This is a genomic window from Exiguobacterium sp. s101 (genome assembly GCF_018617835.1).
In the GTDB taxonomy this organism is placed as follows: domain Bacteria; phylum Bacillota; class Bacilli; order Exiguobacteriales; family Exiguobacteriaceae; genus Exiguobacterium; species Exiguobacterium marinum.
The window spans coordinates 14670-27531 of record NZ_JACSKX010000004.1; the positions used below are offsets into that span (position 1 = coordinate 14670).

A 12862-nucleotide genomic window follows, 5' to 3' on the forward strand; every position below is an offset into this window, starting at 1 on the left:
CGTGTATAACAAAAATGCACATCCTATGCGAAATAGGATGTGCATTCAGCATCACTCACCACGATGGCGTTTTTGTTCTTCTTTCAATTTCTCTGGCGTGACGTCGTTTCCTTCTGGGTCAACGACTTTCATGCCCATCATTTGAGACTTGAAAGATTGACGGAACGCCTTCAAATATTCTTGACGCAAGTCTTGTTGTTCGTTCATCTCTTCTTGAGATAGTCCTTCCGTCTTCGCTTTGTTGGCGAGGAAATTAATTCGCTCCAATTGTCCGGGTGCTAACATATGACTCGCCCCCTCTCTCGTGAATTTGTTCTTCTACTTTACAAAATCAGAGAGGAAGAATCAAGTTTCAGCAACTGACCGGTGTTCGAGATAGCGTCGGTTGACCGTTGCTTTTGATACTTCGTATCCGAATCCGCGAAGTGTCGCCGCAATCTCGGCAAACGTCAACCCCCGCTCGCGCAATTGAATAATCTCTTCAATCGGAACTTCAATCCGATGTCGGCCACCTTGATCATTGTTCTCAATATTACGTTGTGGATTGAAACCGTTGGCGACCGCACGACGCATTCCGCGGGAAATCTTCGCGTTATGAATTTTCCGTTGATACTCTTCGACGACACTAACAATCTCTAACACCATCTTCTCAGCATCAGAAACAACGTAATCCGAATTCGACTGCATCGTCAACAATCGCACATCATGCTTCATTAATGTGTGTAGTATCGCAATTTTGGCATTTCCTCGTCCTAAACGACTGTCATCGGTGACGAGCACGGCATCCAACTGAGATGTCGATACGTGGTCAAGTAAATTGAGCAGCCCCTGTCGATTAACTTCATAACCGCTCTCTTGTTCTGTGATGACATCTATAATGTCGGCCCCTAAACGCGAAGCTAGTTCTTGTAATTCTTCGACTTGCCGACTGAGTGATGTCTCTTGGGTAGACTTGTTCGTCGATACCCGACAATAGATGACGACTCGCATCGCATCACTCCCTTTCATCGCATTCATTCCTTACGATACACAGTTTGAGAACGGTTCGCAATGCTGAACGATCACTCAGCGGCATACCATTTTGTTTTTCGTTCATTATGTTCTTCTCGCTCTGCCATGATTTGCGCTTCAATCGACTCTGCCTCGACATTGGCGACCTCTTCTTCAATCGTACGTTCCGATGTCATGATCGGTTCAACTGGTGTCGTTCCCCCACGTACCTCCCCAGCTAAATAAAAGGCGAACATCCCGACTAAGAGCATTCCGACTAAAATGATTCCGTTGAGTGTATCTTTCATGATTCCCTTACCTCCTGTATAAGAATATATGTTCGTTAGAACGTTTGTTCGTTTATCTGTTCTTATCATAAAACAAGAACTCGTGTTCGGTCAAGGGAAAATAACGAACGAATGTTTGTACGCTCATGTGTTCTTGTGTTACACTAAATACATAAAGAATAGGATGCGATTGCAGTTTATTCGATTATATCGAGGTGAACATAATGAAAAAAATGTCAGCGCGACAACAACAGATTCTTGATTTCATCAAAGACGAAGTTCGGGCAAAAGGCTATCCACCTTCTGTTCGTGAGATTGGAGAAGCAGTCGGTCTTGCCTCTAGTTCGACCGTACACGGTCATCTAGATCGCCTAGAGAAACGCGGTTTGATTCGTCGGGATAAGACGAAGCCCCGTGCAATTGAAATTCTGAGTGAAGATGCATCCACAATGGATGAGCAAGAGTCCGTCATGTTCGTTCCGGTCATCGGGAAAGTCACCGCGGGGACACCGATCACCGCCATCGAAAACGTGGAAGAGCACTTCCCTCTTCCGGCACATATCGTTGGTTCAGATAACGTCTATATGCTGTCCGTTTCTGGAGATTCAATGATCAATGCAGGGATTTTGGACGGAGACCGTGTGCTCGTCCGCCAACAGAGCACTGCCGACAATGGAGAGATTGTCGTCGCCATGACAGAAGAGGGCGAGGCGACTGTGAAGCGTATTTATAAGGAAGCTTCAAAAGTCCGTCTTCAACCGGAAAACGACGAGTTAGAAGCGATGTATTTTGACAACGTCTCAATTTTAGGGAAAGTTATCGGCGTATACCGGACAATTCATTAATGGCTAGCGGTAAGACCCATACCCGTACGAATCTTGTGGCAACCGGCGCACTTGCGGTTGCCACGCATTTTATTGATTTAGACGTCCCGCTCGCATTCATAATTGGTGCGATTATTGGAACGCTCTGGCTCTCCCCGGACCTCGATTTAAAATCAGATGCGTATTATCGATGGGGACCACTCAAATTGATTTGGCTCCCATATGTGAAACTTATGCCGCATCGCTCTCTACTATCGCATTTTCCTGGTTTGAGCGATGTGATTCGGATTATATATATCGGTTTCCCACTGGTGCTTCTCTTACCATTCACGGCATACGAAACGGAAATTCGCTCATGGGTGGACGTTCATGGCATGTCTTTCTTTCTAGGACTCGTCTTCGCGACGACACTCCATACGACGCTCGACTATACTTCAACGTTTTTCAAAAAAGCGTTTTAACCAACAAAGGACCACCTTCGTGAAGTACAGAAGGTGGTCCTTTGTTTTAATTGGAATGATAACGTGTTATAGGGTATCCATTTTATGAATGAAATGCTTAAACTAATACGACCCGATCTTTCCTGCACGCAAATTATCGAGATGAGTTGGAAGAAATCCGATATTGTCAAACTATGAAGGAGGAGAACTTGATGGTAAAAGCATTAAATGAGCTGATGGACTTTATCGAACAGCACTTAACGGAAGAACTCTTAGATTCAGAGATCACAAAAATCACCGGACTATCTGCTCACCATTTTAAGAGGATGTTTTCGTATATGTCAGGAATGACACTTCACACTTATATACGAAATCGACGGTTTACTATCGCAAATGAAAAATTGGTTCATGGTTCGAGCGTAACAGAAATCGCATATCTCTATGGATATCAATCGGTCGAAGGGTTTTCCAGAGCATTCCGAGATTGGTCTGGTCATTTGCCTTCCGAAGTCATGAAGAATCACATTCAAAAGACGTTCCCTCGCTTCACGTTTTATATCGATATAAAAGGAGGAACATCAATGGAGTTCAAGTTAGAAGAGAAAGAAGCTTTTCAAATCGTTGGAGTTTCAAAGCGTGTCCCTATTCAATTCGAGGGAGTCAACGAAGAAATCGTGGAACTAGCGAAGTCGATTACGGAACAGCAACGGGCTCACATGCATGAATTGGGCAATTTATATCCGTATCGTGCCTTAAACGTATCGTTCAATTTTGATGACGGTCACTTAGAAGAAGAAGGTTATTTGACACATATGATTGGTTTCGCCACGACAAGAAAAATTAAGTATGACGATCTTGAAATGATCTCAATTCCAAGAAGTTTATGGGCAGTCTTCCCGAACACAGGGCCATTCCCAAGCACTCTACAAGAGACGATGGCAAGAACTTATGCAGAATGGTTACCTTCTTCGGGATACGCACTTCAAGACTTGCCAAGCATTTCATTTAGCAAAATAGAAACAGGATATGACAACGTATATAGCGAGATTTGGGTCCCTGTTAAGGTTAGAGAAGAGCCACAATCTTAAAGATATCACTTCCGCTATTATGATTTATCAAAAAAGAGTATGGAGCACCCCCCAATCGAGGGATGCTCCATACTCTTTAATATATCTCTTCTATTTAGTAGAGCGTCAAGTACTGATCTCGTTCCCACTCTGTTACTTGCATACGGAACATATCCCACTCGATTTCTTTTAACTCGAGGAAATGTTCACCAATGTGTTCACCGAGCGATTCCATGACGACCTTGTCTGCACGAAGGACTTCGAGTGCGTCAAAGAGTGTCGCCGGAAGATCGTCGATTCCGTTCGCTACACGCTCTGGCTTGTCCATCACGTAGATGTTGCTGTCGATTGGTTTTGGTGCATTCAAATCTTTTTCGATTCCGTCAAGACCTGAAGCCAAGAGCGCAGCAAGTGCGAGATACGGGTTCGCTGCCGGGTCAACCGAACGTACTTCGATACGAGTCGAGAGACCACGTGCTGCTGGCACACGTACGAGCGGTGAACGGTTGCGTGCGCTCCATGCAACGTAGCAAGGTGCTTCGTAGCCTGGTACGAGACGCTTGTATGAGTTCACAGTCGGGTTACAAACTGCAGTGAAGGCACGAGCGTGCTCCAAGATACCAGCTGTGAACGCGCGTGCTGTGTCAGAAAGTTCCATGTCGCCGTTCGGATCGTAGAAGACGTTCGTGTCGCCTTTGAAGAGTGACATGTTCGCGTGCATTCCTGAACCGTTCACACCAAAGAGTGGCTTCGGCATGAATGTCGCGTGAAGACCATACTTCGCAGCGATCGTCTTGACGACGAGTTTGAACGTTTGGATGTTATCTGCCGTTGTGACAGCATCGGCGTATTTGAAGTCGATTTCGTGTTGTCCTGGTGCGACTTCATGGTGTGACGCTTCGATTTCGAAGCCCATGTTCTCAAGTTCGATGACGATTTCTTTACGGCAGTTCTCACCAAGGTCAACTGGTGCCAAGTCGAAGTATCCACCTTGGTCGTTAAGCTCAAGTGTCGGACGACCTGAAGCGTCTTTCTTGAACAAGAAGAACTCTGGCTCTGGTCCAACGTTGAACGCTGAGAAGCCAAGCTTTTGCATCTTTTCAAGGTTACGTTTGAGCGTACCGCGTGGGTCACCGCTGAACGGTGTACCGTCCGGGTTATAAATATCACAAATTAAGCGAGCGACTTTTCCGCTGCCATTTGTCCACGGGAAGACAACCCATGTGTTGAGGTCTGGATACAAGTACATGTCTGATTCCTCGATGCGGACGAATCCTTCGATTGACGATCCATCGAACATCATTTTGTTATCAAGTGCTTTGTCCAATTGGCTGATCGGCACCTCGACGTTTTTGATTGTTCCGAGGATGTCCGTGAATTGAAGACGAATAAAGCGTACGTCTTCCTCTTGTGCGATGCGTTTAATGTCTTCTTTTGTGAACGTTTTTCTGGCCATGGTAAAATGTCCCCTCTCACATTGCGTAATGGTTGATGTGTGTGGCGTTATCGATAAAAACGAGAAAGCTCGCCTTGAATGAGCGACGTCTTATTGAAGCGACCGGCTTCTTGAAGCTGTGTTTTCAACAAATGATGTAACTCTTTTTCTGAAATCTTCGGAGTTTCATCAACCGGTGTAGCCGGAGCGGACGTTTCTGGTCCTTTTCCACCTTCTTGCTCTAACATATGGCGAATCGCTGCCAAGTTAAAACCTTGGTCAATGTAATCCTTGATTGCGAGTAGACGTTCGACATCATTAAAGGAATAAAGTCGTCGTTTCGATTCTGTCCGACTAGGAGAAACCAGACCCTGTTCTTCATAATACCGAATCTGCCTACCAGTCAGCTGCGTCAAATCTTGGACGATTCCAATCGGAAACAGCGGGTTGGAGCGACGAAATTGATCGGCCATCCTTACCCCTCCTTTTCTGTCTCACAATGTGAGAATAATACATGACAACAATCCTGTCAATAGATGTTAACAAAGTTAACATGACAGAACAGTTACAAATGCGTTGACTGATTTTGCTCGTCGAATGCTACTAAGCCCTTACCGTGTAATTGGCTCAACGCCAACATCAAAGCGACCTTTACGTGAGCATACGTCAGACCACCTTGGACGTACGCTGTGTATGGTGCTCGAAGTGGTCCATCAGCCGAAAGTTCGATGGACGAGCCTTGAATGAATGTCCCCGCCGCCATGATGACATCACCTTCATAACCCGGCATATAGGCCGGCACAGGTAATGCATGTGCATTTACAGGAGATGCCATTTGGATGCTTTGACAAAACGCGATCATCTTGTCACGGTCACGGAACGTCACCGACTGAATCAAATCCGTTCGTTCAGTCGTATAGTGCGGGTCGGTCTCAAACCCCACTAGTGACAAGAGACTGGCCGTCAAGTGTGCTCCTTTCAGCGCTTGCGCAACCGTATGAGGAGCCATATAGAAGCCTTGATACATCTCTTGAAGCGAGTAGAGCGATGGACCGGCTTCACTTCCGATTCCCGGGGTCGTCATCCGGAACGAACAGCGTTCAATCAACTCTTTCGTACCCGCGATATATCCACCCGTCTTCGCCAATCCACCGCCCGGGTTCTTAATGAGGGAGCCGGCCATCAAATCTGCCCCGACATGCGTCGGCTCCATCGTCTCGACGAATTCACCGTAACAGTTGTCAACGAACACATACACATGCGGATGCGCCGCTTTGATGCGTTCGATGGCAACTTTGATCTCTTCGACTGGGATACTGCGACGGTTCGCGTATCCTTTCGAACGCTGAATCCCGACAAGTTTCGTTTCAGGACGAATCCGTTCGATGACGCAATCGATATCGATTTCACGATTTTCTTTTAATTCCACTGTGTCATACAAGATACCGAGCTCTTTCAACGAGCCGCGACCATCGCCTCGGATGCCGACAACCTCCTCGAGCGTGTCATACGGCTTCCCTGTGATATAGAGCAGTTCATCACCTGGTAGAAGGACACCGAACAAGGCAATCCCAATCGCGTGGGTACCAGAGATAATCTGTGGTCGACATAGCGCGAGCTCGGCTCCGAACACATCCGCATAAATCGACTCGAGCGTGTCTCGACCAATATCATCATACCCGTACCCCGTCGTCGGATTGAAGTGGAAATCAGACACCTTGTGTTTCTTAAAAGATTGAAGGACGCGATACTGGTTGTATTCGGCTGTTTCTTCAATCTTCTCAAAAAATGGTTTGACCCGCGCCTCCGCTTTTTTCACGAACGGCGCGAGCGTATCATAATGTTCAATCTTTTCTTGCCACATACTTACACCTCAAATCGTTTTAGCGTCGCGTATAGACGCGTGTCTTCTCTCATATAACCGACCAATTCGACAGAGCCATCCTCTAAGAAGTTTTCTTGAAGACGATACATCACCTCTTTGGCTGGATGATAATGTTCAAAAGCCGTCACCGGTAGGATGACATGAACTTTTATCAAAATGTCCGCAATCTTATCCTCGAGCGCACCTGTCAACGTCTCGATATCTTCTGGTGCGATTGCCGAGATTAACAACGGTCCGCCGACAAAGTCTGTCGTGAGACGGTCTTTTTTATTATACACCTCGAGTTGGGGCACCTCACTCGCACCGAGTTCTTCAAGTACCGCATTGGTCGTATCGATCTGGTTCAAGTAATGTGGATTTGATGCATCAATCACATGGAGAATCAGGTCGGCACCGACCACCTCTTCTAATGTCGAACGGAACGCAGCGACAAGCTTAGTCGGTAGGTCGCGAATAAATCCGACCGTATCCGTGATGAGCACTTTCCCACCACGCGGGAGTTCGAGCTCACGCGTCAACGGGTCGAGCGTCGCGAACAATTCATCCTGCTCATACGTGTCCGCATCCGTCAACCGGTTGAAGATTGTCGACTTCCCAGCGTTCGTATACCCGACAAGAGCGACTTGGAACACACGATTTTCTTTCCGGCGTTCTCGGTAACGATCACGGTGCGCGACTGTTCCTTCGAGTTGTTTTGTGATCTCATCAATGCGACGCTTGATATGGCGACGATCCGACTCAAGCTTCGTCTCACCAGGACCACGTGTCCCGATCCCTCCACCGAGCCGTGAGAGCTGTGTCCCTTGTCCGATTAGACGGGGAAGCAAATAGTTCATCTGCGCGAGTTCGACTTGTAGCTTCCCTTCACGTGACTGGGCACGACTTGCAAAGATGTCTAAGATGAGTTGCGTACGGTCGATCAGCTTCATCTCGACCGGGTCGTTCAGGGCGATGCGAATGTTCTTCGACTGCGCAGGCGTCAACTCGGCGTTGAAAATCAACAGGTCCGGCTCGAACTGCTCGACGAGCATCGCAAGTTCTTCTATTTTTCCTTTCCCGATAAAGGTACGACGGTCGATTTGTTGGCGTTTTTGGTCGAGCCGGGCAACGACGTCACCTTGCGCCGTGTCCACGAGTTCGACGAGCTCGCCCATCGACTGTTCATATGTCCAATCATCGACATTCGGTAACTGACAGCCGACGATAACAACTTTTTCACGTTCAATCATGTAATCCCTCATTCCATAAAGTCTCACCTTTCATCTTACCACGAATCAGCGCATAGAGAACGTCCGTTTGTGGTAGGATAAAAGAAGAAGGAGGCTTGACCATGACGAAACGTAGAAAAGACTATCCGCTTCCCGAGTTTATCGAAACTTACTTGTATCATCTCGGTGCAAGCGGTCGTCAACCCTCGACGCTCAAACGATATCGCTACGACTTGATTGACGTGCATAAATACTTTCACGACCACAATGTCGAACTAAACGAACCGACGGACTGGCTAGACGTCCCAATCGAATCGTGGAAGACGTTCGTGAACGACTTCTTAATCGAAGAGAAGCACTATCAACAGGCGACCGTCGCCCGCATCGTCACGGTCATCAATAGCCTGACCAACTTTTTAAATCCGCTTCGGAAAAAGATGCTTGCCTATTCACAGCCGGCGCATACGCTGACAATCGATCAAATCGCACTCGAGTCTGAATTTGACCGGCTCGTTCAAACGATTCGATCGACGAGAGGATTGAGTGAGAATCAGCTCCAAGCTCATCCCTATCTTGTCAATCGGAACGAACTGATTGTGACACTCTTCTATAAATATGGATTACGTGTCCATCACATCATTCGTTTGCGAATGAGCGACTTACATTTGGCCGACCAGACCTTTGATGTGTATGACCGGCTCGGCAACCAGTTCACGTTGAAGCTGTCCCAAGAAGACCAATCGTTACTCATGAACTACTTGGCCGATATCCCGACGCCAGTAAGACCACGCTGGTATTCAGAAGACCCCGTCTTCGTTTCATTCGATTTCGCACGGATGACGTTCCGCTGGGTGTACGCGAAAAATCAACCGAAGCAATTGACGATCGTCATGATCACGAAGATGATGCGTCAATTAAATGAACGGAGCGGATTCGCACGTTCCGTCACCCCGTCGATGCTCAGGAACGCCCACGTGTTAAAGACATATGCGACAGATATGACGCCAATCGAGCGGATGAACATCACGTGTATGCATAAAGAGTCTTCCCTTCGCCGGTACGAGCAGGCGTATGAGGAGTTCGGAACCGAACTATTCGATTCAGACGAAAGACCCGCCCTCTCGTAAAGGGCGGGTCTAGTACTGTTATTAAACGTAAACAATCCATCGCTATACCGTTTCAAAAAAAAAGAATCAACTTGCCGTTCTGTCACTTCGCTAAGTGTAGAAGGATTCCATTTCGGAGTACGATCTTTATCAACAAGAACTGAACGAACCCCTTCATAGAAATCATGACATTTCATAAAATGCAATGCGAGGTTTTGTTCCATATCAAAACACGCTTGAAGAGATTGCTCTTTCCCTTTCTGCATTTGACGAAGGGTCACTTTCAATGACGTGGGTGACATAGATCGGAGTGTCTCTATCGTTTTCTCTGCCCACTCATCGCCTGTTCTCGCACCTTGTTTAAGTGATGAAATAATCTCTTCAATTGTTTCAAACCGAAAGTACTGATCGATTTTGTCTTGTACAGATGATATTGACGAAGGAAGAGAAACAGGTCTCCGGAACGAATCCAATAGCTGATTGAGATCCGTTTCAACTGAATCAGGCGTCCAACGTTTTTCCATCATGCCTTCTTTTAAAAGACTTTCCAACTGATAGATTACCCTTTCTCACAACGGATAAGATAAACTGTAGCGATTCATATCGTATACTAAAAGAAACGAATCATTGGAGTGATTTTCATGTCGAAACTTTCACAGGAAGAAACCCTCGAATTACTAAATACTCTAGAGTCTCGCTTTACTGCGAACGTTGAACGTCCTCCTGACGTTGTCTGGTCGGACGTATTTGAACGAATTCAAGGTGATCAGGACAAATTGATTACACTCACTTTAATGGAACAGAGCGGAGGAGAACCTGATGTGATTCGTCTACCTAACGGAGATTTCGCTTTTTGCGACTGTTCAGTCGAGAGTCCGAGTGGTCGCCGAAGTCTCTGTTATGACGAACCAGCGCTCGAAGCACGTAAAAAGAATAAGCCTGTCGGAAGCGCGGTCGCCTTATCTGAACAGATGGGCATAACCCTTCTCGACGAAGACACATACCGACACTTACAAACACTCGGTGCATTCGACTTGAAGACATCGAGTTGGATTCAAACACCTGATACCATCCGTCAAAAAGGTGGCGCACTGTTTTGCGACTATCGTTATGATCACATATTCCTCTACCACAATGGTGCAGATTCTTATTATGCCGCTCGAGGATTTAGAGGGATACTCATGATTTAAGCAAGGCATTTCGCCTTGCTTCTTTTTTTCATTGTAATTATTTAATCACAATGCGGTAATTGAAATATCAATAGTTTGTTTAGGTATTTTTCTTGTTTTTAAGATTCCATCAAAAAACTGCAGACAGATTGTCTGCAGTCCTCGCTTACGCGTGTAGTGTCACATTCAACTCTTGCGCGACCGTTTTGAACGCTTCGAGTGCTCGTTCGAGGTCGTCTCGCGTATGCTCCGCTGTGACGATGGTACGGATGCGTGCTTTCCCGCGCTCGACCGTCGGGAAGGCGATACTTTGAGCAAATACACCATGGTCCTTCAACTTGTCCGAGAACATATGCGCAAGCGTCTCTTCGCCGAGCATGACCGGTGTGATCGGTGTCGTCGCATGTCCGATATCGAAACCGAGGTCACGTAGACCGTTCTTGAAGAACTCCGTGTTTGCCCATAGCTTGTCGAACAACTCTTCTTCCTCTTTCATGACACGGATCGCTTCACGGTTCGCCGCCACGACTGCCGGTGGATGTGATGTCGAGAAGAGGAACGGGCGACCTTTATGGATCAAGTAATCGCGTACGTCTTGTGAACAGGCGACATAGCCACCTAAGACACCGATTGCTTTTGAGAGCGTCCCGACCTGTAACGCGACGCGACCGTCCAATCCGAAGTGGTTGACCGTCCCCCGTCCGTTCTTCCCGAGGACGCCGGATGCGTGGGCATCATCGACCATAACCGCAGCGTCATATTTCTCTGCGAGTTCGACGATGGCAGGAAGCGGTGCGATGTTCCCATCCATCGAAAATACACCGTCCGTCACGACGAGACGCGTGCGATAATCTTGTGTCTCTTTCAACGCCTTCTCCAAGTCTTCAAGGTCGACGTGCTTATAAATACGACGCGCCGCTTTCGTAAGACGAATCCCATCAATGATGGACGCATGGTTAAGGGCGTCACTAATGACGACATCCTCCGGTCCGAGCAGTGCAGACAACACCCCGAGGTTCGTTGCAAATCCTGATTGGAAGACGAGTGAGGCCTCCGTATGTTTGAACTCGGCGAGCTCACGCTCAAACGCTTCGTGCATCTCGAACGTCCCGGCAATCGTCCGGACCGATCCCGTTCCTGCCCCATATTGCCCGACCGCTTCAATCGCCGCTTGTTTTAATCGCGGATGGTTCGCGAGTCCGAGGTAGTTGTTCGAGGACAACTGGACGAGTGATTTCCCATCGATTGTCACTTCATTCCCTTGTGCCGATTCGAGTGGGACGAGCTTACGGAACGTCCCCTCTTCTTTCATCTCATTGATTGCTTCTGTAATATGTTCAAATGCCATGTTGTTTCCCCCTTTAAGGTATTAAGACGACCTTTCCACATTTCCCTGCCCGCATGAGTTCGAACCCTTTCTCGAACTCCTCGAGCTTAAAGACGTGCGTGATGATTGGTTCGACGTTCAACTGACCCGTCGCAAGCATCGTCGAGACTTGGCTCCACGTCTCATACATTTTTCGTCCTGTGATCCCTTGGACACGGACCCCTTTAAAGACGACGTCCCGCGTGAGGTCGATGGCGACCGGACGAGCCGGGAGTGACAAGACATTGACGTCTCCACCTGCCGTGACCATCTTGAACGCCTGATCGATCGCAATCGGGTGTCCGCTCATCTCGCAGACGACATCAATCCCGTCTCCGTTTGTCTCACGCTCGATCAATTCGAGCGGATTCTCTTCTAAACTGTTGATGACGACATCCGCCCCCATCTCCTCAGCGAGTTTTAAGCGATACGGATTGACGTCGACCGCGTATACTCGGCTTGCGCCTGCTGCTTTGGCGACGCCGACCGCCATGAGTCCGATTGGCCCACAACCGACGATGGCGACCGATTTGGCAGACACGTCACTCGCCAATACCGTATGAACCGCATTCCCGAGTGGTTCTTGAATCGAAGCAAGTTTCGCTGGCATCGACTCCGGGTTCACCCATAGATTCTCTTCAGGCATGACGACATATTCTGCGAAGCAGCCTTGCGTGTCCACACCGATGATTTTTGTGTTTTTACAGATGTGGTACTGACCGCGCAAACATTGCTTACATTGATGACAGACGATATGTGTTTCAGCAGACACCGCCTGCCCGACTTTGATCCGTTTCGTCCCTTCGCCGAGCGCCACGACTTCCCCCGAAAACTCATGACCGAATACGTACGGTGGTTTGACGCGGCTTTGTGACCATTCATCCCATTCATAGATATGGACATCGGTCCCGCAAATCGATGTCGCTTTAACTTGAATGAGTACTTCTCCAGGTCCTGGTGTCGGAACTGGTACGTCGACCAGTTTTGCCCCAAACCCGGCCGTGTGTTTTTGAATCGCTTTCATTACTGGTGTCGTTGATTCCGTCTCTTTGGTTGACACAAGTTGTTCCATTGAAAACGTCCCC

Annotated in this window: 14 protein-coding genes and 1 pseudogene; 5 read left to right on the top strand and 10 right to left on the bottom strand. The window is 47.7% G+C overall.

What is annotated here, in order from left to right; all coding sequences use genetic code 11:
* Window positions 1–51: 51 nt before the first annotated feature.
* The 3 genes from KNO76_RS04710 to KNO76_RS04720 form a co-directional block, all read right to left on the bottom strand.
* Window positions 52–285, bottom strand: coding sequence for a DUF896 domain-containing protein (locus tag KNO76_RS04710; protein ID WP_026825852.1), 234 nt, complete (start codon window positions 283–285; stop codon window positions 52–54).
* Window positions 286–345: 60 nt separating this feature from the next.
* Complete coding sequence (locus KNO76_RS04715; RefSeq protein WP_214883391.1) at window positions 346–990, bottom strand: YneB family resolvase-like protein; 645 nt, start codon at window positions 988–990, stop codon at window positions 346–348.
* A 71-nt stretch (window positions 991–1061) separates the two neighbouring features.
* On the bottom strand, window positions 1062–1298 hold the full coding sequence (locus KNO76_RS04720) for a hypothetical protein (RefSeq protein ID WP_214883082.1): 237 nt from the start codon (window positions 1296–1298) through the stop codon (window positions 1062–1064).
* Between the two features lie 203 nt (window positions 1299–1501).
* Here KNO76_RS04720 and lexA point away from each other — a divergent pair, with 203 nt between their 5' ends.
* The 3 genes from lexA (at window position 1502) to KNO76_RS04735 (ending at window position 3629) form a co-directional block, all read left to right on the top strand.
* Complete coding sequence (lexA, locus tag KNO76_RS04725; protein WP_214883085.1) at window positions 1502–2122, top strand: transcriptional repressor LexA; 621 nt, start codon at window positions 1502–1504, stop codon at window positions 2120–2122.
* A complete protein-coding gene (locus KNO76_RS04730; protein ID WP_214883088.1) occupies window positions 2122–2562 on the top strand; it encodes a metal-binding protein in 441 nt (146 codons plus the stop codon). Before lexA ends, KNO76_RS04730 begins: the two co-directional genes overlap by 1 nt.
* 191 nt (window positions 2563–2753) lie before the next feature.
* Complete coding sequence (locus KNO76_RS04735) at window positions 2754–3629, top strand: AraC family transcriptional regulator (protein ID WP_214883091.1); 876 nt, start codon at window positions 2754–2756, stop codon at window positions 3627–3629.
* 94 nt (window positions 3630–3723) lie between these two features.
* Here KNO76_RS04735 and glnA read toward each other — a convergent pair whose 3' ends face one another.
* The 4 genes from glnA to hflX form a co-directional block, all read right to left on the bottom strand.
* Window positions 3724–5064 (bottom strand): type I glutamate--ammonia ligase, encoded by a 1341-nt coding sequence (gene glnA, locus KNO76_RS04740; RefSeq protein WP_026825847.1) that lies wholly within the window; start codon window positions 5062–5064, stop codon window positions 3724–3726.
* A gap of 47 nt (window positions 5065–5111) precedes the next feature.
* A complete protein-coding gene (locus KNO76_RS04745) occupies window positions 5112–5516 on the bottom strand; it encodes a MerR family transcriptional regulator (RefSeq protein ID WP_214883095.1) in 405 nt (134 codons plus the stop codon).
* 92 nt (window positions 5517–5608) lie between these two features.
* The gene (locus KNO76_RS04750; protein WP_214883098.1) at window positions 5609–6907 is read right to left on the bottom strand and encodes a methionine gamma-lyase family protein; all 1299 of its coding nucleotides are present in this window, start codon (window positions 6905–6907) and stop codon (window positions 5609–5611) included.
* Between the two features lie 2 nt (window positions 6908–6909).
* Entirely contained in the window at window positions 6910–8157 is a 1248-nt protein-coding gene (gene hflX, locus KNO76_RS04755; protein ID WP_214883108.1) for a GTPase HflX, read from the bottom strand.
* 101 nt (window positions 8158–8258) lie between these two features.
* On the opposite strand from hflX, the gene KNO76_RS04760 reads away from it, so the two are divergent.
* Window positions 8259–9263, top strand: coding sequence for a tyrosine-type recombinase/integrase (locus tag KNO76_RS04760; protein WP_214883111.1), 1005 nt, complete (start codon window positions 8259–8261; stop codon window positions 9261–9263).
* A 68-nt stretch (window positions 9264–9331) separates the two neighbouring features.
* Here KNO76_RS04760 and KNO76_RS14235 read toward each other — a convergent pair.
* Window positions 9332–9769, bottom strand: a pseudogene (locus KNO76_RS14235) (enoyl-CoA hydratase/isomerase family protein); the annotation flags it as partial.
* 114 nt (window positions 9770–9883) lie between these two features.
* On the opposite strand from KNO76_RS14235, the gene KNO76_RS04765 reads away from it, so the two are divergent.
* Entirely contained in the window at window positions 9884–10432 is a 549-nt protein-coding gene (locus KNO76_RS04765) for a DUF4256 domain-containing protein (RefSeq protein WP_214883114.1), read from the top strand.
* A 145-nt stretch (window positions 10433–10577) separates the two neighbouring features.
* Here the strand turns inward: KNO76_RS04765 and KNO76_RS04770 are convergent, their stop codons facing one another.
* Both KNO76_RS04770 and tdh read right to left on the bottom strand, forming a co-directional pair.
* Window positions 10578–11759: a glycine C-acetyltransferase gene (locus tag KNO76_RS04770; RefSeq protein WP_214883117.1), complete on the bottom strand. Its 1182-nt coding sequence runs from the start codon at window positions 11757–11759 to the stop codon at window positions 10578–10580.
* Window positions 11760–11772: 13 nt separating this feature from the next.
* Complete coding sequence (tdh, locus tag KNO76_RS04775; RefSeq protein WP_214883120.1) at window positions 11773–12849, bottom strand: L-threonine 3-dehydrogenase; 1077 nt, start codon at window positions 12847–12849, stop codon at window positions 11773–11775.
* Window positions 12850–12862 lie beyond the last annotated feature (13 nt).

Bases quoted from the DNA above. Each gene is read 5' to 3' on its own strand.
- KNO76_RS04710 (WP_026825852.1), bottom strand. From the start codon at position 285: ATGTTAGCACCCGGACAATTGGAGCGAATTAATTTCCTCGCCAACAAA.
- KNO76_RS04770 (WP_214883117.1), bottom strand. From the start codon at position 11,759: ATGGCATTTGAACATATTACAGAAGCAATCAATGAGATGAAAGAAGAG.
- KNO76_RS04720 (WP_214883082.1), bottom strand. From the start codon at position 1,298: ATGAAAGATACACTCAACGGAATCATTTTAGTCGGAATGCTCTTAGTC.
- lexA (WP_214883085.1), top strand. From the start codon at position 1,502: ATGAAAAAAATGTCAGCGCGACAACAACAGATTCTTGATTTCATCAAA.
- KNO76_RS04735 (WP_214883091.1), top strand. From the start codon at position 2,754: ATGGTAAAAGCATTAAATGAGCTGATGGACTTTATCGAACAGCACTTA.
- KNO76_RS04730 (WP_214883088.1), top strand. From the start codon at position 2,122: ATGGCTAGCGGTAAGACCCATACCCGTACGAATCTTGTGGCAACCGGC.
- KNO76_RS04760 (WP_214883111.1), top strand. From the start codon at position 8,259: ATGACGAAACGTAGAAAAGACTATCCGCTTCCCGAGTTTATCGAAACT.
- KNO76_RS04750 (WP_214883098.1), bottom strand. From the start codon at position 6,907: ATGTGGCAAGAAAAGATTGAACATTATGATACGCTCGCGCCGTTCGTG.
- glnA (WP_026825847.1), bottom strand. From the start codon at position 5,064: ATGGCCAGAAAAACGTTCACAAAAGAAGACATTAAACGCATCGCACAA.
- KNO76_RS04715 (WP_214883391.1), bottom strand. From the start codon at position 990: ATGCGAGTCGTCATCTATTGTCGGGTATCGACGAACAAGTCTACCCAA.
- tdh (WP_214883120.1), bottom strand. From the start codon at position 12,849: ATGGAACAACTTGTGTCAACCAAAGAGACGGAATCAACGACACCAGTA.
- hflX (WP_214883108.1), bottom strand. From the start codon at position 8,157: ATGATTGAACGTGAAAAAGTTGTTATCGTCGGCTGTCAGTTACCGAAT.
- KNO76_RS04745 (WP_214883095.1), bottom strand. From the start codon at position 5,516: ATGGCCGATCAATTTCGTCGCTCCAACCCGCTGTTTCCGATTGGAATC.
- KNO76_RS04765 (WP_214883114.1), top strand. From the start codon at position 9,884: ATGTCGAAACTTTCACAGGAAGAAACCCTCGAATTACTAAATACTCTA.